Origin of the sequence: Carboxydocella sp. ULO1 (assembly GCF_002049255.1) — a bacterium.
In the GTDB taxonomy this organism is placed as follows: Bacteria; Bacillota.
Map to the genome: position 1 here is coordinate 101,171 of NZ_BDLQ01000081.1, position 17,963 is coordinate 119,133.

Consider the following 17,963-nt stretch of genomic DNA (forward strand, 5'->3'; position numbering starts at 1 on the left):
CATGACAGAACCGGTAAAAGTAACAGTCTTTGGTCTGGGCTTTGTAGGGCTGCCCCTGGCCCTCAGTTTTGCCATGCGGGGCTGCAAAGTCTATGGTGTGGATGTCAATGAGGAGCTGGTAGCTGAGCTAAAGGCAGGCATAACCCATCACCTGGAGGCTTATCATAGCACTCCTATTCAGAAAATCCTCAAGGATCAGCTGGCAGCTGGTCGCTTCATTCCCACAACTGATGCCAGTGAGGCCCTGACTAACAGTGACAATTTCATTGTTACTGTAGGCATTCCCGTTAAAGATGGGCGGGCGGATTACAGTCATATCGAAGCGGTAAGCAAAACCATCGCCCGAGGCCTGAAACCCAATGATCTGGTCTTGATTCGCAGTACTGTGGTACCTGGAACTACCCGCAATGTCATCAAGCCCATTCTGGAAGAGCTTTCCGGCCTGAAAGCCGATGAGGATTTCTATCTGGCCTATTCCTCGGAACGGATTGCTGAAGGCAGAGCCTTTGAAGAGTTTGAAAACATGCCGACCCTGGTTTCCGGGGTGGACAGAGCCAGCCGCGACCGGGCCGCCAAGTTGCTCTCCATTGTAACCAAAGCTGATCTTATCCCCTGTTCCAGCATGGAAGTGGTGGAAACTGCCAAGGTAATGGAGAATGTTTCCCGGGATGTTAATATCGCGATGGTCAATGAGTTCGCCCGGTTTACCAAGGCCCTGGGGATTGATATTTTTGAAGTAATCAAGGCTGCCAATACCCATACCCGGGTCAATCTGCTTCTGCCAGGTCCGGGCGTAGGGGGGTACTGTATCCCCAATGCTTTCCACTATCTGGCGCCCAAGGCAGAGGAACTGGGGGTAAATCTGAGTCTGACCCGCATTGCCCGGGAAATCAATGAGCAGGTACCGGAACGGGTGGTAACCATGATTAAACGCAATATGACTCCGGAGTTGCCACCGGTAGTGGCGGTGTTCGGTCTGGCCATGAAGGATTATTCCAATGATGATCGCATCAGTCCGGCCATCCGCATTGTGGAACTGCTACAAAGGGAAGGAATTACTGTACAAGCCTTCGATCCTGCAGTACCAACCCGCTATGAATTTAAGAAAGAAAGTATGGCGGAAGCGCTGGAAGGAGCTCAGGGCATTGTGGTTCTGGCCAGGCAGGAAGGCATCGATTTCCACAACTATGACCTTTTCCGCAGCAAGTTGATCGGGGAACGGCCCTTTATCGTGGATACCCGCAATGTTTACCGCCGGGAAATGGTGGAAGCAGCTGGACTGGTTCTGGAAACCATCTAAACCCATAAATAACGCCCGGGAGCATTTGCTCCCGGGCCTTGAAACTGAGACCTAACGGGTATTGATGGTGAGGACGGAACCTTTCAGCTCATAGCGCAGACTCTTGAGCCAGAAATCCTTGCCTACCCGGATTTCCTGTCCGGCAAATTTCATGGCCGTCGGCCCGATGGATACTTTCCCTTCCAGGGTAACATAGGCATCCTTGCGGTAGGGATTGGTAGTCAGCAAGGTTGAACCATCAGCCCTGGTGGTAACGGTGAGCGCCGGTTTGATTTCCACTTTTTTTACCACCGCATCGGTCACAGCTGTATCAGTAACCAGCTGATCCCCGGTTTTAATGGATTGGGCTTCTTCCGGGCGCACAGCCGGTACGATCACGGTGACTTCGGCATTCTGAGCCTTCAAAGCCTTTGGGGCCAGGAAAAATTTATAGCCGGCACCGGCGATGACCGTTACCAGTCCAATGATCACCAGCAAGTCAATGATATTGATTTTGCCGAATAACCGGCCCTTTTCATCGATGATAGACATGGGTTCACTCCTTTCTTAAATAAGTATGCAAGCAACAAATATTTTTTATTCTCCATTCCTTTACATTTTCCTGCTTGGGAGAAGAGATAAATGAGGAGTTACAAAATTGTCCTATCCGGGTATTATGGTTTTAATAATTTAGGGGACGAAGCTTTATTGGGTGCCATAAGCCAGGGATTAAATGACCGCTGGCCACAACTGGAACTGGTAGTACTGTCTCACCGACCGGAAACGACAGCGGGCCAGCATCAGGTGCGGGCTGTTAATCGCTGGTCTTTGCCTGCGGTTATAAAGGAGCTAAAAAACGCAGACCTGCTGATCAGCGGTGGTGGCAGTCTCTTTCAGGATGTCACTGGCAACAAAAGCCTCTATTATTACCTGGCTATTGTTGAGCTGGCCCACTGGCTCGGGGTGCCGACTTTGATTTATGGCCAGGGGTTCGGGCCCGTTTTGCGTCCCTACAATCGACGATTGGTGGCAGCTGTTCTCAACCGGGTCGACTATATTACCGTGCGGGATAGCGAGTCAGCCCAGGATTTGCGCCAGCTCGGTATAAAGCGGCCTCCTCTGGAAGTGGTGGTGGATCCGGTTCTTGGCCATCAACCCACTGAGACAGAGCGGGCCGCCGGATTACAGCTGTTGACCAGCCTGGGCTGGCAGTCAGGGCAGCCCACCCTGGGTCTGAGCTTACGTCCCTGGCTGGGACTGGAGCACGACTGGCCGGCTCTGGTCACTCTGACCCGCTACTGGCTGGGCCAGGGAGGGCAGATAGTGCTATTGCCCATGCAATATCCGGGGGACTGGCAGGTTCTGGAGCGGTTGCGTCAGGAACTGGCGGGGTCAGGGCCTGTCTGGCTGCCACCATCCTACAGTCTCGACCAGGCAATTGGAATCTATGCCTGGCTGGACCTGGTCTGCGGGATGCGCTTGCATGCCCTGATTTTTGGTGCCCTCTGGCATAAGCCTCTGCTGGGAATCAGTTATGATCCCAAAGTGGAACGGTTTATCGCTGATGTAGGACAGGTGATGCTGGGAAGCAGCGGACATTTGCAGGCAGAGCCCCTGATAGAAAATCTGCAGATGGTCTGGCAGAAACGAGATACTTTTGGTACCGCCTTAAAGGAGAGACTTCCCTTACTCAGTAACCTGGCTCGACGTCCGGCGCAGCTGGCTTTTCAGATTTTGTCGAATGGTGAATTTAGCTAATTGACGGTGTTGAACCGGTTAGTCTATAATAAATATGATAGAGGGGAGGAGAAAAGATGAACTGGAAACGTTATATCGGGATTGGAGCATTGATGTTGCTCTGTACGGGTGCCGGTTTTTTGCTGGGACAAAAAGTCCAGGCGGATACCGGTACACCAGGTTCGTTAGCTGATCCTCTGGCCTCCCAAAGTTATGTCAATCAGGCGGTAAATCCGAAAGTACAGGAATTGCAGGCCAAAATCCAGCAGCTGACTACAAAAGCTACAGCATTAGAACAACAGGTGAAATTGCTGGAACAACAACTGGCCCAGGTAAAGAAATAACCTCAACCCCACCGGCCCAGGTGGGGTCATGGTTTGAGAGGAGGAATATCCATGGAGAGGAGACACAGGGAAAGGGGCTTTGCTGCCCTGGTGGTGCTGCTGCTGGTACTTGTCATAACAGCGGCAATTGGTTACGGAGCTGCTGGCCTCTGGCTGGGGGAAGATTCCCGGAAAGGTCCTGGCCTGCTACCAGGAAATTTGCGCAAATTTTTTGCCGGTGGACCTACCACTTTTCTCTTGTTAGGGGTTGATGCCCGACCAGGAGAAAAGGACGCCCGGACAGATACTATTATAGTGGCCCAGCTGGACCCTGAAAAGAAAAAACTGGTAATGGTTTCGGTTCCCCGGGATACCCTGGTGGAATTGCCAGGCCATGGCCGGGAAAAAATAAACAGTGCCAATGTATATGGCGGTGTGGATCTGGTTAAGCAAGTAGTCTCCGAGATGCTGAATGTGGAAATCGACTACTATATCAAGACCAATTTTGAGGGCTTCAAACAAGTGGTAGATACCCTGGGTGGGGTCAATATTGAGGTGGAAAAGCGCATGGTCTATCGGGACCCCACTGATGGGACGTATATCAACCTCAAGCCCGGTTTGCAGCATTTAAATGGCAAAGAAGCCCTGGACTATGTACGTTTTCGTCATGATGCCCTGGGGGATGTGGGGAGAACCCAGCGACAGCAACATTTTCTGAAAGCAGTAGCTGAAGCAGCCCTCAAGCCTTCGGTGGTTACCAAACTGCCCCAGCTGATGAAGGATATTAACCAGGCAGTCCAGACGGATATGTCAGTGGGCGAAATGGTCAAGTATGCCACTTTGGCCCGGGATTTTGGCCAGCTGGAGATTGTTTCCCAGACTTTGCCCGGTCAATTCTATAACAATCACGGCAGTTACTGGAAACATGATGCCACTATCGCCAGGACCTTAATTGCCGACTTGATGAACGGCAAGACCTATCCGATGATTGTAGGGGCAGATATCAATGAGGATGAGCGGCCGAAGAAGAAGGTAAGCCGTAAGACCCAGGTTGCTAAAGCCAGAGATAGCAAATCAACAACTGGCAGTGAGAAAAAAACTTCTACCCAGCCGGTTAATAATAATCCAACCCAGACGCCAGATTCTAATCAGAACGGCTCAGCTACCGGCAACGGAGGGAATGAGAATTTAGCTCAAACCCCTGCTGGCAGCATTAATGGCAGCGGATCCGCCAGTACGAATAACGGTAGTGGTACGAGCTCTACCTCAGGTGGTGATACGACCGGTGGAACTACCCCGGGAGGAACTACTCCTGTTGGGACGGAACCCGGAGGGAGTGGGAGCGGTGGTACTCCCGTTACTTCCACCCCTGCTCCGGAGAGTGGCTCCCAGACCACGCCGCCATCTCCGCAGGGGTAACAGAGCAAAGGAGGATGGAATTTGCGGCAGCAGATACTGGGGGTTGCCTTTGATCGGTTGACACTAGCCACAGCGGTTGAACGGATAGAAGAGCTGGTAGTATGTGATAGACAAGCCCCTGCCCTGGTGATTACTGCCAATCCGGAAATGGTGATGCTGGCCCGCCGGGATGAGGAAATGGCCCGGATCCTGGCGGCTGGAGATCTGGTAACAGCTGACGGCATCGGGATTGTGCTGGCAGCAAAAATCCTGGGTTGCCCGTTACCCCAGCGGGTAACGGGCATTGATTTAGCCCAGAGCCTTTTTGACCTGGGGAAGTATAGTTTCTTCTTTCTGGGGGCACGGCCGGGAGTAGCAGAAGAAGCAGCGGCCCGGCTTCAGTCTATCTATCCTGGCCTCAAGATCGCAGGCTGGCATGATGGCTATTTTCAGGATGATGAAGGGGTAATAGCGGCAATCAACCGGGTAAGGCCGGATATATTGCTGATAGCCATGGGCATGGGGCGTCAGGAAAAATGGTTCTGGAAAAACCGGCACCGTTTGCAGGTGAAAGTAGGCATCGGCGTCGGTGGCTGTTTTGATGTCTGGGCCGGACGGGTGAGGCGGGCTCCTATATGGTTACAGAAACTGGGGTTGGAGTGGTTTTACCGTCTGATCAAGGAGCCCTGGCGCTACAAGCGGATGCTGGTATTACCAGAATTTTTATTATTAGCCTTAAAAGAACGACTTGTCAGGGGAAAAGCCCGGTAGTACAATGATATAGGAGGGATTGGGAGTGGTCATGGAAGCCAGGGAAATTATGGAGATTATACCCCATCGCTATCCCTTTTTGCTGGTAGACCGCATTCTGGAACTGGAAGCGGGCAAACGAGCGGTGGGTATCAAAAATGTCACTATCAATGAGCCTTTTTTTCCCGGGCATTTCCCCGGTTATCCAGTAATGCCGGGGGTGCTGATCGTGGAAGCGCTGGCCCAGGTAGGGGCAGTAGCCATCCTGTCCCAGGAGCAGTTTAAAGGTCGTTTGGCCTTCTTTGCTGGCATTGACGGCGTGCGTTTTCGCCGCCAGGTCTTGCCGGGTGACCAGCTGCGCCTGGAGACGGAATTGCTGAAACTGAAAGGTACTGTCGGCAAGGCCCGTGGGGTGGCTACTGTCGATGGGCAAGTAGTCTGTGAAGGGGAATTGATGTTTGCCTTAAGCTAATGTCAGAGGACTGGAGAGGAGAAAGATGGAGACAATGGCTTTATCCCTGGCAGCGGCCTGGGGCATGGCTCTATTGACTACACCGCTGGTCAGGAAGCTGGCTTTTAAGGTGGGGGCGGTAGACCAGCCCAACCACCGTAAAGTCCATGCCCGGGTGATGCCCCGCATGGGTGGTGTGGCGATTTATCTGGCTTTTGCAGCCCTGGCCCTGTTGACTCAGGGATATCGTCCGGAAGTCTGGGGGCTGATCCTGTCGGGAGGTATTATTGTAGCAACTGGGTGTCTGGACGATATTATGGAAATATCACCGAAAGTTAAATTGATGGGCCAGGTAATAGCTGCGATCGTATTGATGGCCTTTGGCGTGAAAGTCAGTGTGATCACCAATCCCCTGGATGGGGGTGTGATCTTCCTGGACTGGTGGGCCTATCCGGTTACCCTTTTCTGGCTGGTCGGGATCAGCAATGCTGTTAACCTGATTGACGGCCTGGATGGCCTGGCGGCAGGTACCAGTGTAATCGGGGCCGTCACCATGGGGATTGTGGCCTGGCAACAGGATCCGGCGGTAGCTATCCTGGCCTGGTTGCTGGCTGCGGCTACCCTGGGCTTTATGAAATATAACTTTCATCCGGCCTCCATTTTCATGGGAGATGCGGGCAGCCTCTTTCTGGGCTTTGCCCTGGCGGCCCTTTCCATCATGGGGGTAGCCAAAGGGGCTTTTGTCATGTCGGTGTTCGTTCCCATCCTGCTGGTGGGGGTACCGGTGCTGGATACTACCTTTGCCATCGTCAGGAGAATGGCGAATGGCAAACCCATCTTTCAGGCAGATAAGGCCCATTTACATCACCGCCTGATGGCTTTGGGTTTATCCCACAAACAGGCGGTACTGGCTATTTACCTGATCCACGCTATTTTTTCCCTGGCAGGGATTCTGGTCAGCTTCCTGCCTGCCCGTTTGGGCTGGCTGGTACTGGGGGCGTTGACCTTGCTCGCCTTTATGGGGGGGCGCTGGCTGGGTGTGATTGGGCGGAGAGGCTATGAGGTCCATCACCATAGACACTAAAGTTGGGTAGAGGGTTTCTATCTTCCGGATAGAACCCTTTTATTTTCCAGGAGCGGTAGGGAGGGAAATTGATGAAAAACAGCGCAAAATTCTGGCTTGGGGCAGTAATGCTGCTAGTCCTGCTTCTGGGGGGCGCAAACGGGGCTGGAGCCGCAGAACCCTGGTGGTATTATGAGCAACTGCCTTTGGAGCCGGTAGTGGCAATTTATACAGCACCAGACGGTAAAGAAATCGTAAGTTTGTCCTCTGCCTGGTCTGACCCTGGCAAATTACAGGCCTTATATTATGAGTTAAAAAACAATGTTCACGGTAAGGAATGGGATTACCTGGGTGGAGTGGTTATTTACCCTGATTATCCCCTGGGCCGGGGCGTAGGAGGTCTTTATGTTCCGGAACTGGGCTGGGACAGCAGAGGACAGAGATATGTCACACCTAAACGGCCGATTTTTTTATTTGGCGGTGACGAGCAGACAGAGCTGGCTGATGTCGCCAAAACTATGGCCCATGAATATGGTCACCATTTTACGGTCTACTATTTCTGGACTAAATATGGTGTAACCTTTGACAACTACTGGCGCACTCCCTGGTATGATATCCGGCAGGGGATTCGGGACCCGAGGGTAAATAACGGCAGCCATGCCTGGGACCCGGCAGAGATTGCGGCTGATGATTATGCCCAGCTCTTTGGTTCTCCCCAGGCCCGCCAGTTTACTAAATTCACCAGCCAGTTTGGCTATTTCAGCAGCAGCAGCTATAATCTTTCTCCCCAGGAAAACCTGGCCCTGCCTCTGGCAGCTCAGGTGCCGGGGCTGGAAGCCTACTGGCGGCAGCTGGCCGGTCTGCCTGCAGCTACCAATCAGCCGCCTAAGCCACCCCAGCTGGCATTAACCGGCAGCGGCCAGGATGAAAGGGGCCATTACCTTACTTTCTCCTGGAGTCAGGCGGTAGATGACCGCTATCCTGCCAGCCTGGAATACACTCTGGTCTATCACGGGCCCAATGATACTCTGGCTGCTCCGGTTGCCTATACCTTTGGAGATAACCGGGAGGCCAGGTTTTACCTGGGGCGGGAAACGGGTTCTTATTATTTTCGGGTCTTTGCCAGAGATGCCAGCGGGTATGTGGTTTCCTCGCCAATATTAGCGATAAATCTGTCTAACCCCCCGGCACCGACTGCTGTCCCCAGGGGCTGGTTGTTCTGGGATATTGGGCCCGATTACTGGGGTTATCTCCAGGTAGAGAAAGTAACTGCAAGAAAGATTCTTGTACCCAATGCTTATAACAACTTTGTTCCCTGGGGCAATATCACCCGGGCCCAGCTGGCAGTTTTTCTGCAGCGGGCCTTCCCACAGGCTCCAGCGACCCAAACACCACCGGTCTTCAAGGATACAAGCAACCATAGTTATGCCTGGTATATCAACTGGGCAGCCAGCCGGGGCTGGCTGAAAGGGACGCCCCAGGGCTATTTCTATCCTGACAAGCTGGTGACTAGAGCGGAGCTGGCGGCGGTACTGGCCCGTTTGCCGGGTGTGGAACAATTGCCCGTAGCGCAAAGTGGTGGCCTTTTTCCTGATACCACCAACCACTGGGCCAGGGACATTATCCGGGATGATGTTCGCCGTGGGCTGATGTATGGCAATCAACAGGGATATTTTAATCCGGATCGGGCGACGACCAGAATTGAATTTTCCGTAGCTTTGAGTAAATTGCTTTGAGTTCAGGACAAAAAATAAATTCCCCCTATGGTAGTTATAAAAGCTAACATAGGGGGATTGTTTTTGGGTGCCTGGGTATTTTTTAGTCCGGCACTCTGGCATATTTCAAAGCTGTGGGGGCCTGGCCGGCCGGTAGGAGCAAATCCTGGCTGGTTTTTACTTCGATCTTGACTCCATTGACATTGATTAGCTGATCCAGGGTTCCGCCCAGAATATTGATACCAGCGGTAAGCGAGGCACTGTCACCGATGGCCTGGATTACATAGGGGTAGGTTATGGCATGACTGCCCACAATGGTATTGCCACTGGCACTCTGGGTGATGGCAGTATACTGGGTCAGGCGGATGCCATTTATGGCTATACCTTCAGCCCCCACATTCCAGAGCTCATTGATAATGCGGATCAGGTCATCATAACCGATGGGCGTCTGACTGGAAACGGTGATGGTAATGCCAGGCCCCCGCAGGGGTGCCAGGGCACCGGCAGCTCGCAGGCGGCTGTTTTCTTCCCTCAGGGCGGAAAGGAGACGCTGGCCCTGGCTGGGGTCGGACTTGATCAGGCGCAGGCGGTTCTCCAGCTCCCACTTTTCCTGTAACAGAGCTTCCCGCTTTTCATTCAGGGTCTTGATTACTGAAGCCAGGTTTTCCTGGCTCTGTGCCGTATAGTCTCTGAGGGCTGCTTCCTGGGTGTTGAGCTGGACTGATACCAGCAGCCCCAGGCTGAAAGTGGTAAAAGCCAGAGGTAGCTTTAATTTCTGCCAGTGCATGCTTAACTTCCTTTCTCAGCCGGTGGAGTCAGCGGCTGGCCGTAGCGCAGGGCCAGGGCACCACTGTAGGCCGGCACGAGGATTTTCTGGTGTTGTTCGATTCGGATGGGATAATCCAGAGATTTGAGCACACTATAAGTAAAGCCCCTTTCCACAGCCCGTTTCAAGGCGACGGGGTCCCCGATGGCCTTGATCTGATAGGGGGCGGTCAAACGGTTGGAATTGGTGAAAACGATAAAGCCGCCGCACTTGATATCACTGGAACTGATTATCCGCTCACCATTGACAGCGATGGCTTCGGCACCCCCTGCCCTGAGGTCATTGACCAGGTAGACCAGGTCGCTGTCATGGACCAGATAATCCCAGTAATCCACTTGCTGGTTTTCCTTGCGGGCCAGTTCCAGGGCCTCCGTGCGGTCATTGACCACTATTACCACTCCCGGTCCTTCCACTGGTGTCAGACCGACGAGGGCGCGGGTCAAATCCATTTGGGCCCTGATTGCTTGCAGTGTCAGGCTGCCTTCTGCCTTCTGGCTGGCTTCCCATTCTGCCAGCTGCTGGCGTAGACTGCTGACTTCTTTTTCTATAGCCTTGTTTTCCTTTTCCAGGCGGGAGGCCATGGCGGCCAGGGTCTCTGCCCGCTTGGTATTGGGACCGTTGGTTAACTGGTCATGGATGCGCAAATCGATGGCAATGAGTAAACCGGTCAAAACCGCAATTAAGGCGATAGGGGCTTGCCAGGGTGATAGTTCCCGGCGCTTGAGGGAGAGTTTCATTTTCCTGTGCCTCCTGCAAAATTTCTGGGAATTTATGCGGAAAAGAAAGGGATTTATCAATTAAAAGCGAATTTCTTTATAGTCTTTGGAAGGATAGGGAGGTCAGGGTATGCCCGGCTCTAACACCTATTATAGCATTATCGCTTTGTTAGACATAGCCCTTGTTACTTTTGTTTTATATAAAATCTTTTTGTTAATTAAGGGAACCCGTGCCATCCAGCTCTTGAAAGGGCTGGGTATATTGCTGGCGGTCACCATTATCAGCCAGTGGGCTGGACTCTATACTATTAACTGGTTATTGCAAAAAACGATTGGGATGGTGTTTGTGGCCCTGCCGGTGGTGTTTCAGCCGGAATTGCGCCGCGCCCTGGAACAACTGGGACGGGGCAAAATCTTTGCCAGCTCTTCCCGGCAGCTGGGGCCAGAGGCCAGAAAACGGTTGCTGGAGGAGCTGGTTCGGGCCATCAGCCAGGCCAGTCAGCAGAAAATAGGGATGTTAATCGTACTGGTGGGGGAAAGCAAATTGCATGAATTTACGGAAACGGGTACATATATCGATGGAGTGGTTTCCCGCGAATTGCTGGCTAATATCTTTAGTCCCAATACCCCCCTCCATGACGGAGCGGTAATCATCGATGGGGAGCGAGTGGTAGCAGCGGGCTGTCTGTTACCTCTGTCGGAAAACCGGGAGGTAGGGCGGGAGCTGGGTACCCGCCACCGGGCCGCCCTGGGTATCAGTGAAGTTTCCGATGCGGTGGCTATTGTAGTTTCGGAAGAAACAGGTACCATTTCCGTTGCTCAGGAAGGCAACCTGACTCGCTATTTAAGTGAAAAATCCCTTAAAGAAATGCTGGAGGTTCTATACAGTGCGCCGGAAAACCAGAACCGGCCCTGGTGGAGGAAAGTAAGATGAAAAGATTCTGGGAACGCAATACCGGACTGAAATTGCTGGCTCTCCTGACTGCTATTGTCCTCTGGTTTTACGTCAATCAGCTGGAAACCGGGGGCCAGCAGGAGATTCAGGCGACAGTACCAGTAGTGGTCAAAAACCAGCCAGCACAGCTGGTCATCGTAGAAATGCAGCCCACGGTGAATGTCCGTTACCTGAGAGGAAACAAGACTACCCTGCCGCTCTGGGGCAACCGGACCGGTGCTGAAGTCAAGGCGGAAGTGGATTTGAGCCAGGCCAAAGCCGGCCTGAACTGGGCCAAAGTCAAAGTGCAGGTACCCGAAGATGCCCGCCTGCTGGAAGTGAGTCCGGCCCAGATTGCTATTCGTCTGGAACCCTGGAACAAAACCCGCTAAGGAGGCTGCCTATGGCTATTCGCATCAATAATCTCAGGTTACCGCTGGAACACAGTGAACGGGAACTTACCCGCCAGGCGGCCCGGGAGCTGGGCCTGAAGGAAAAGGATATCCTTAGTCTGCAAATCGTGCGGCGCTCGGTAGATGCCCGGCGCAAGGACAGGATCTGGTTCGTCTATGCCGTTGATGTGGAGGTAACTCAGGAAGAACGGGTGCTGGCCCGCTGCCGGGGCAAAGGGCAAATTGCAGCCGTCTCTACACCGGCTGCGGAACCGGAACTGAACAAAGGCAGTCTGCCTTTGAACCAGCGACCCATTGTGATAGGAGCAGGGCCTGCGGGGCTGTTTGCCGCCTTGCTGCTGGCCCGCTATGGTTATCGGCCGCTGGTGCTGGAACGGGGAGCCGATGTCCACAGCCGGGCAGCAGCGGTGGAGGAATTCTGGAGCACCGGCAACCTGGATCCCCGCAGCAATGTCCAGTTCGGGGAAGGGGGTGCTGGGACCTTTTCCGATGGCAAACTCACTACCCGCATCGATGACCCCCGCCGCTTTCTGGTGCTGAAGGAGCTGGTTAAGGCCGGGGCACCGGAGGATATTCTCTATGTACATAAGCCGCATATTGGTACTGACATCCTGCGTCGCGTTGTGGTCAATCTGCGCCGTCAGATCGAGGCACTGGGCGGGGAGGTGCGCTTCCTGGCCCGGGTTACCGACTTGATTCTGGAAGGAGACCGGATACAGGGAGTCATTGTTAACCATACGCAGGAAATTCCGGCTGAAGTAGTGATCCTGGCAGTAGGTCACAGTGCCCGCGATACCTATCGCATGTTATACCGGCATCAGGTCAGCCTTACTCCGAAAGCCTTTGCCATTGGTGCCCGCATTGAACACCCCCAGGCCCTGATCGACCGGGCCCAGTATGGCGCCTTTGCCGGGCATCCTCGCCTGGGAGCGGCGGATTATCACCTGACCTATCAGGATGAGGAGAGCGGGCGGGGAGCCTACACTTTCTGTATGTGCCCCGGCGGTCAGGTAGTGGCCGCTGCTTCAGAACCAGGCCAGGTGGTGACCAATGGCATGAGCAACCGGGACCGGGCCAGCGGCACCGCCAATGCTGCCCTGGTAGTGCAGGTATTCCCTCCTGATTTTCCCGAGGAGGGACCGCTGGGTGGGATCGCTTTTCAGGAAAAATGGGAACAGGCCGCTTTTCGCCTGGGAGGAGAAAGCTATCGGGCTCCAGCCCAGCGGGTAGAGGACTTTCTGGCCGGTCGTCCCAGTTCAGAAGTAAAAGGGGCCAGTTACCGACCGGGTATTACTCCCGCCGACTTGCATCGAACTCTGCCGCATTATGTTGCCAAAGCCATGGAAAAAGCTATAATAAATATGGATAAAAAACTGAAAGGATTTGCCCACCCCGACGCGGTTTTAACCGGGGTGGAAACCCGCACTTCAGCTCCGGTCCGTATCAACCGGGGAGAAGACCGGCAGGCCCTGGAGATTGCCGGTCTCTATCCGGCCGGAGAAGGAGCCGGCTATGCCGGAGGTATAATGAGTGCAGCGGTAGATGGCTTGAAAGTAGCGGAAGCCATTATCCAGCGCTATCGGGAAGGAGATTACTGAGATGGGAAAATTGTTTGGTACTGATGGGGTACGCGGTATTGCCAATCAGGAATTGACCCCTGAGCTGGCTTTTCGCCTGGGCCGGGCCGGGGGTGCAGTGCTGGCCCGGGCAGCCCGGGAACAGGGGATAGAGCGGCCAGCACTGGTGATCGGCCGGGATACCCGCATTTCCGGCCAGATGCTGGAGAGCGCTCTGGTAGCCGGTCTTAATTCAGCAGGAGTGGATGCCTGGCTGGCCGGGGTGATTCCCACGCCGGCGGTAGCCTATCTGATCCGGGCCTACGGAGCCCAGGGCGGGGTAGTGATTTCCGCTTCCCACAATCCAGCTCCGGATAATGGGATCAAGTTTTTTGGCCCCAGTGGCTATAAGCTTACTGATGAACAGGAGGAAACTATCGAAGCCCTGCTGGGCGAAACGGCAGAGGAGGACCACCTGCCCCGGCCCATCGGGGCCCAGGTGGGCCGGGTGCGTCAGCTGGAGGATGCGGAAGATCGCTATCTGGCCTTCCTCAAATCCACCATCCCGGGCGACCTGCGCGGCCTGAAAGTGGTGGTGGATTGCGCCAATGGGGCCGCCTGCCGGGTTTCCCCCCGCCTGCTGCGGGAACTGGGGGCGGAGGTTTTGGTCATCAATGACCAGCCTGATGGGCTCAATATCAATGCCGGCTGCGGTTCGACCCATCTGGACGCTCTCAAGGCAGCGGTGGTGGAACACGGGGCTCAGGTGGGGATCGCCCATGATGGTGATGCTGACCGGGTGCTGGCTGTGGATGAAAAAGGCCAGGTTATCGACGGGGATGTAATCATGGCCCTCTGCGCGCTGGCATGGCAAAAACAGGGCCGACTCAAACAGAATACCCTGGTGGTAACGGTGATGACCAACCTGGGCTTACATCTAGCTTTAAAGCCCAGGGGCATCAACATCCTGGAAACCAGGGTAGGGGATCGCTATGTCCTGGAAAAAATGCTGGAAAGCGGCGCCGTCCTCGGGGGCGAGCAATCAGGGCATATCATTTTTCTGGACTACAACACTACCGGTGACGGGGTGTTGACGGGATTGCAGTTACTGCATATTATTAAAGAGGCGGGTAAACCCGCTTCCGCAACAGCTGCGGTGATGGAACGCCTGCCCCAGTTCCTGGTGAATGTGCGGGTGAAGGATAAGGAGGCGGCCATGGCCAGCCTCAAGGCCCAGGAAGCTATCCGCCAGGCGGAAGCTCAGCTGGCCGGCCAGGGCCGGATTCTGGTGCGGCCTTCCGGCACTGAACCCCTGATCCGTGTGATGGGCGAAGGCCGGGACGGAGCCTTAGTGGAAAAACTGGTACGGGAAATTGCCGCCATTTTTGAACAGATGTAGGCTAAAAGCAGCGGGCCGCCTGCTGCGGGCGGCCCCCTGGCCTTAATTTTTTAAGGGGGTGAGACATGAAGAAAAAGAGCAACGGGCATACTGAAAAAAAGCGCCGGGACTCCTGCGGGAGTTGACGAGGTGAGGGAGCATCGAGGTTTCGGCGGATGCCCTCCGGTGAGGGGCCCAGGCCGTAAGGACGGGACAAAACCTGGCAGTGATGCCAGGGCCAAAACCCGTACCGGGGCCCGGATTTTGGCTTGAGGAGGATAACTTGCATGTGTGGAATCGTCGGCTATATCGGTAGTAAACCGGTTGTACCTATATTGCTGGATGGACTGGCTAAACTGGAGTACCGGGGTTATGACTCCGCCGGTATCGCTGTTTTGACGGAAACGGGCATTGAAGTGGAAAAAAGCGTGGGCAAACTGGCCGTACTGGCGGAAAAACTGGCCCACCATGCTCCCCAGGGTACTCTGGGCATCGGCCATACCCGCTGGGCCACTCATGGCCGCCCCAGCGATATCAACAGTCATCCCCATACTGACTGTGCGGAAAAATTTGCGGTTGTCCATAACGGGATTATTGAAAACTTCCAGAAGCTGAAGGAATGGCTGGCCGCCAATGGCCATACCTTCCGTTCGGAAACGGATACTGAGGTACTGCCCCACCTGGTGGAACATTTCTACCAGGGCGATTTGCTGGCCGCCGTTCGGGAAGTGGTGAAACACATTGAGGGCTCCTATGCCCTGGGCATCATCTGCCAGGATGAGCCCGACAAAATCGTGGCCGTGCGCAAGGACAGCCCGCTGGTGGTTGGCCTGGGTCAGGGGGAGAATTTCATTGCCTCTGACATCCCCGCCATTCTCAGCCACACCCGCGATACCTATATTCTCAATGACGGGGAAATGGTTCTGCTGACTGCCAATGAGGTCAAGGTCTTTGACCAGCAGGGGCAGGAAATCAACAAGGAAGTCTTCCGGGTCCACTGGGATGTGGAAGCAGCGGAAAAAGGCGGCTATCCCCATTTCATGCTGAAGGAAATCCACGAACAGCCCAAGGCCCTGCGGGACACCCTCTCCGGCCGTCTGGCCACCGATAACTCCCGGGTCCTGCTGGAAGAACTGCAAATGACACCGGAGGAAGTAAAGCAGATCAAGAAGATATTCATCACCGCCTGTGGTACCGCCTATCACGCCGGAATTGTGGGTAAATATGTCATCGAAGACCTGGCCCGCATTCCGGTGGAAGTGGATATCGCTTCCGAATTCCGCTACCGCAATCCCATTATCGACCAGGATACCCTGGTAGTGGTGATCAGCCAGTCCGGCGAAACCGCCGATACCCTGGCTGCCCTGCGGGAGGCCAAAAACCGCGGCGCCAGAGTGCTGGCCGTTACCAATGTGGTGGGCTCTTCGGTGGCCCGTGAAGCCAATTGGGTGATTTACACCTGGGCTGGTCCCGAAATCGCCGTGGCCTCCACCAAGGCCTACACCACCCAGCTGGTGGTGATGTACCTGCTCGGCCTCTACCTGGCCCAGCAGCGGGGTACCCTTACCCAGGAGCAAATCAGGGAAGTGGTCACCGCCCTGCGGGAACTGCCCGCTCAGGTGGAAGCCATCCTGGGGCGGGAAGAGGAAATCAAGGGTTTTGTGCAGAAATACGCCCACTGTGAGGATGTGTTCTTCCTGGGCCGCAGCATCGACTATGCAGTGGCTATGGAAGGCTCTCTCAAGCTGAAGGAGATCTCCTATATCCACGCAGAGGCCTATGCCGCCGGGGAGCTGAAGCACGGTACCCTGGCCCTCATCGTCGAGGGGATTCTGGTGCTGGCCCTGGCTACCCAGATGGATGTCTTCGATAAGATGGTGAGCAATATCAAGGAGGTCAAGGCCCGCGATGCCTCGGTGGTGGGCATCACTTTCGAAGGGGAAGAGGAGCTGGCCAAGAGTGTGGATGAGGTGATCTATATTCCCCGCACCCATAAGCTGACCAGTGCGGTGCTGACGGTAGTGCCCCTGCAGTTGATCGCCTACTATGTGGCGGTGGCCCGCGGCTGTGATGTGGATAAACCGCGGAATCTGGCCAAGAGTGTGACTGTGGAGTAAAATGAAAAGGAAAAGGGTTGAGCGACTGTATATTTCATTTAAATCTTTTCCCTGTGTGAAAAAAGTGGTTCTGTTGAGAGAGTGTTAAGGGAAAAGGTTTAAGGTTCAAGTGATAGTGAAAAAGATGAGGGATAAGTGGTGAAGCCTTGAGAAATGAGGGTTTTACGCCACTTATCCCTTTTTCCTTTTGTCCTTGAACCTGTCCATTCGGACAAACTTTTTTCGCACAAAATAGGAGCATGATTGGGAATTTTTAGTAGAAATATAGCTTAATTACGGAAAAACTTTATTACCTCCCAAAAAATGACATGTAGAGTTTATGCGGGGTGGAGGGTTTGGAAATGGAAAGGGTTTTTTTTAAATCAACATCTGGCGGTAATCTGGACTTTTTCTATGTTTAGGAAATTATTGGAAACAATGGAAACGTGTCGATTAAATGGGTTGCATAATTTTAGCAAAAAATAGAGGACATAAATTCTATTGGCTAACACGTGCACAAAAAGTTTAATTCAGGTTAAAATAAGCAGGAAAAGCCCGCTTTTTGCAGAATATGACCCGAGGGACTAATGTCAGTAAATTTCTGGGGGGATTTTTATGGATAAAGGTAAAGTGAAGGAAAAATTACATAATTACACAAGAGCAGTAGAAAGGTTGCGGGAATCGCTGGCCAGAGATGAAAACGATGATATTGTTCTGGATGGCGTAATTCAGAGGTTTGAATTTACTTATGAGTTGTCCTGGAAATTATTGAAAGCATATTTGGCCTATACTGGTATAGCTGAGGTCAGAACACCCAGGGAGGCCTTTAAGGAGGCTTTTGCAGCAGGTTTGATAGTAGACGGCGATATCTGGTTGGAGATGATTGATGACAGAAATCTGACATCCCATACCTATGATGAAACTGAAGCCAGACGTATTTTTGAAAGAATAAGAAACAAGTACTTCAGAGAATTGTTCAAACTTAAAGAAATTATCAGCAAGGAGATGGAACAATGAGATTCGGCCTGGAACAGAGGATTATTGAAAAAATTGTTTCAGTAATAGATATGTGCAAGGTAGTACAAAAAGCTGTTATTTTTGGGTCCAGGGCGAGAGGTGATTTCCGGTATAACTCCGATATAGATATTGCAATATATATGGACGGTAAACCCTATCCGGGATTTTTTGCTGATCTTGATAATGCTGCTGAAATATATAAAATTAATGTGATTGATATGGCCAGCGTTACCAATGAAAAACTGAGGCAAAATATTGAAAGGGAAGGGATTGAAATATACAGAAGAAATAATTAATAAGGAGTCCTAGCT

The 17,963-nt window shown here is 53.3% G+C and carries 19 protein-coding genes; 16 read left to right on the forward strand and 3 right to left on the reverse strand.

Annotation, left to right across the window (positions count from 1 at the left end; all coding sequences use genetic code 11):
* Position 1 precedes the first annotated feature (1 nt).
* Positions 2–1,300 (forward strand): nucleotide sugar dehydrogenase, encoded by a 1,299-nt coding sequence (locus ULO1_RS10685; RefSeq protein ID WP_079933578.1) that lies wholly within the window; start codon positions 2–4, stop codon positions 1,298–1,300.
* Positions 1,301–1,351: 51 nt separating this feature from the next.
* Here ULO1_RS10685 and ULO1_RS10690 read toward each other — a convergent pair whose 3' ends face one another.
* Positions 1,352–1,831: a DUF4330 domain-containing protein gene (locus ULO1_RS10690; RefSeq protein ID WP_078665181.1), complete on the reverse strand. Its 480-nt coding sequence runs from the start codon at positions 1,829–1,831 to the stop codon at positions 1,352–1,354.
* Positions 1,832–1,921: 90 nt separating this feature from the next.
* Between ULO1_RS10690 and csaB the strand changes: the two genes are divergently transcribed.
* The 7 genes from csaB (at position 1,922) to ULO1_RS10725 (ending at position 8,737) form a co-directional block, all read left to right on the forward strand.
* On the forward strand, positions 1,922–3,037 hold the full coding sequence (csaB, locus tag ULO1_RS10695; protein WP_079906714.1) for a polysaccharide pyruvyl transferase CsaB: 1,116 nt from the start codon (positions 1,922–1,924) through the stop codon (positions 3,035–3,037).
* 56 nt (positions 3,038–3,093) lie between these two features.
* Complete coding sequence (locus tag ULO1_RS10700) at positions 3,094–3,360, forward strand: hypothetical protein (RefSeq protein WP_078665179.1); 267 nt, start codon at positions 3,094–3,096, stop codon at positions 3,358–3,360.
* Between the two features lie 51 nt (positions 3,361–3,411).
* Positions 3,412–4,758 (forward strand): LCP family protein, encoded by a 1,347-nt coding sequence (locus ULO1_RS10705; protein WP_079933579.1) that lies wholly within the window; start codon positions 3,412–3,414, stop codon positions 4,756–4,758.
* Positions 4,759–4,779: 21 nt separating this feature from the next.
* On the forward strand, positions 4,780–5,508 hold the full coding sequence (locus ULO1_RS10710; protein ID WP_078665177.1) for a WecB/TagA/CpsF family glycosyltransferase: 729 nt from the start codon (positions 4,780–4,782) through the stop codon (positions 5,506–5,508).
* Between the two features lie 31 nt (positions 5,509–5,539).
* Complete coding sequence (gene fabZ / locus ULO1_RS10715) at positions 5,540–5,959, forward strand: 3-hydroxyacyl-ACP dehydratase FabZ (RefSeq protein ID WP_078665224.1); 420 nt, start codon at positions 5,540–5,542, stop codon at positions 5,957–5,959.
* Between the two features lie 25 nt (positions 5,960–5,984).
* Complete coding sequence (locus ULO1_RS10720) at positions 5,985–7,022, forward strand: glycosyltransferase family 4 protein (RefSeq protein ID WP_078665176.1); 1,038 nt, start codon at positions 5,985–5,987, stop codon at positions 7,020–7,022.
* A 71-nt stretch (positions 7,023–7,093) separates the two neighbouring features.
* The gene (locus ULO1_RS10725) at positions 7,094–8,737 is read left to right on the forward strand and encodes an S-layer homology domain-containing protein (protein ID WP_079933580.1); all 1,644 of its coding nucleotides are present in this window, start codon (positions 7,094–7,096) and stop codon (positions 8,735–8,737) included.
* A gap of 82 nt (positions 8,738–8,819) precedes the next feature.
* Here the strand turns inward: ULO1_RS10725 and ULO1_RS10730 are convergent, their stop codons facing one another.
* Both ULO1_RS10730 and ULO1_RS10735 read right to left on the reverse strand, forming a co-directional pair.
* Complete coding sequence (locus ULO1_RS10730; protein WP_079933581.1) at positions 8,820–9,503, reverse strand: DUF881 domain-containing protein; 684 nt, start codon at positions 9,501–9,503, stop codon at positions 8,820–8,822.
* Between the two features lie 2 nt (positions 9,504–9,505).
* Positions 9,506–10,279, reverse strand: coding sequence for a DUF881 domain-containing protein (locus ULO1_RS10735; RefSeq protein ID WP_078665173.1), 774 nt, complete (start codon positions 10,277–10,279; stop codon positions 9,506–9,508).
* Positions 10,280–10,388: 109 nt separating this feature from the next.
* Between ULO1_RS10735 and cdaA the strand changes: the two genes are divergently transcribed.
* The 8 genes from cdaA (at position 10,389) to ULO1_RS10770 (ending at position 17,948) form a co-directional block, all read left to right on the forward strand.
* Complete coding sequence (gene cdaA, locus ULO1_RS10740; protein WP_078665172.1) at positions 10,389–11,192, forward strand: diadenylate cyclase CdaA; 804 nt, start codon at positions 10,389–10,391, stop codon at positions 11,190–11,192.
* Positions 11,189–11,584, forward strand: coding sequence for a YbbR-like domain-containing protein (locus tag ULO1_RS10745; protein ID WP_078665171.1), 396 nt, complete (start codon positions 11,189–11,191; stop codon positions 11,582–11,584). Before cdaA ends, ULO1_RS10745 begins: the two co-directional genes overlap by 4 nt.
* An 11-nt stretch (positions 11,585–11,595) precedes the next feature.
* A complete protein-coding gene (locus ULO1_RS10750; RefSeq protein ID WP_079933582.1) occupies positions 11,596–13,203 on the forward strand; it encodes an NAD(P)/FAD-dependent oxidoreductase in 1,608 nt (535 codons plus the stop codon).
* A 1-nt stretch (position 13,204) separates the two neighbouring features.
* A complete protein-coding gene (gene glmM / locus ULO1_RS10755; RefSeq protein ID WP_079906723.1) occupies positions 13,205–14,560 on the forward strand; it encodes a phosphoglucosamine mutase in 1,356 nt (451 codons plus the stop codon).
* Positions 14,561–14,689: 129 nt separating this feature from the next.
* Positions 14,690–14,812: a hypothetical protein gene (locus ULO1_RS15320; RefSeq protein WP_278307787.1), complete on the forward strand. Its 123-nt coding sequence runs from the start codon at positions 14,690–14,692 to the stop codon at positions 14,810–14,812.
* 14 nt (positions 14,813–14,826) lie between these two features.
* Positions 14,827–16,656, forward strand: a complete 1,830-nt coding sequence (glmS, locus tag ULO1_RS10760; protein ID WP_079933583.1) for a glutamine--fructose-6-phosphate transaminase (isomerizing) — start codon at positions 14,827–14,829, stop codon at positions 16,654–16,656.
* 594 nt (positions 16,657–17,250) lie between these two features.
* Positions 17,251–17,652: a nucleotidyltransferase substrate binding protein gene (locus tag ULO1_RS10765; RefSeq protein ID WP_079933584.1), complete on the forward strand. Its 402-nt coding sequence runs from the start codon at positions 17,251–17,253 to the stop codon at positions 17,650–17,652.
* A complete protein-coding gene (locus ULO1_RS10770; protein WP_078666476.1) occupies positions 17,649–17,948 on the forward strand; it encodes a nucleotidyltransferase family protein in 300 nt (99 codons plus the stop codon). Before ULO1_RS10765 ends, ULO1_RS10770 begins: the two co-directional genes overlap by 4 nt.
* Positions 17,949–17,963: the final 15 nt, after the last annotated feature.

Bases quoted from the DNA above. Each gene is read 5' to 3' on its own strand.
- ULO1_RS10765 (WP_079933584.1), top strand. From the start codon at position 17,251: ATGGATAAAGGTAAAGTGAAGGAAAAATTACATAATTACACAAGAGCA.
- ULO1_RS10750 (WP_079933582.1), top strand. From the start codon at position 11,596: ATGGCTATTCGCATCAATAATCTCAGGTTACCGCTGGAACACAGTGAA.
- cdaA (WP_078665172.1), top strand. From the start codon at position 10,389: ATGCCCGGCTCTAACACCTATTATAGCATTATCGCTTTGTTAGACATA.
- csaB (WP_079906714.1), top strand. From the start codon at position 1,922: ATGAGGAGTTACAAAATTGTCCTATCCGGGTATTATGGTTTTAATAAT.
- glmM (WP_079906723.1), top strand. From the start codon at position 13,205: ATGGGAAAATTGTTTGGTACTGATGGGGTACGCGGTATTGCCAATCAG.
- ULO1_RS10725 (WP_079933580.1), top strand. From the start codon at position 7,094: ATGAAAAACAGCGCAAAATTCTGGCTTGGGGCAGTAATGCTGCTAGTC.
- fabZ (WP_078665224.1), top strand. From the start codon at position 5,540: ATGGAAGCCAGGGAAATTATGGAGATTATACCCCATCGCTATCCCTTT.
- glmS (WP_079933583.1), top strand. From the start codon at position 14,827: ATGTGTGGAATCGTCGGCTATATCGGTAGTAAACCGGTTGTACCTATA.
- ULO1_RS10700 (WP_078665179.1), top strand. From the start codon at position 3,094: ATGAACTGGAAACGTTATATCGGGATTGGAGCATTGATGTTGCTCTGT.
- ULO1_RS10685 (WP_079933578.1), top strand. From the start codon at position 2: ATGACAGAACCGGTAAAAGTAACAGTCTTTGGTCTGGGCTTTGTAGGG.
- ULO1_RS10705 (WP_079933579.1), top strand. From the start codon at position 3,412: ATGGAGAGGAGACACAGGGAAAGGGGCTTTGCTGCCCTGGTGGTGCTG.
- ULO1_RS10730 (WP_079933581.1), bottom strand. From the start codon at position 9,503: ATGCACTGGCAGAAATTAAAGCTACCTCTGGCTTTTACCACTTTCAGC.
- ULO1_RS10735 (WP_078665173.1), bottom strand. From the start codon at position 10,279: ATGAAACTCTCCCTCAAGCGCCGGGAACTATCACCCTGGCAAGCCCCT.
- ULO1_RS10720 (WP_078665176.1), top strand. From the start codon at position 5,985: ATGGAGACAATGGCTTTATCCCTGGCAGCGGCCTGGGGCATGGCTCTA.
- ULO1_RS10690 (WP_078665181.1), bottom strand. From the start codon at position 1,831: ATGTCTATCATCGATGAAAAGGGCCGGTTATTCGGCAAAATCAATATC.
- ULO1_RS10745 (WP_078665171.1), top strand. From the start codon at position 11,189: ATGAAAAGATTCTGGGAACGCAATACCGGACTGAAATTGCTGGCTCTC.
- ULO1_RS10770 (WP_078666476.1), top strand. From the start codon at position 17,649: ATGAGATTCGGCCTGGAACAGAGGATTATTGAAAAAATTGTTTCAGTA.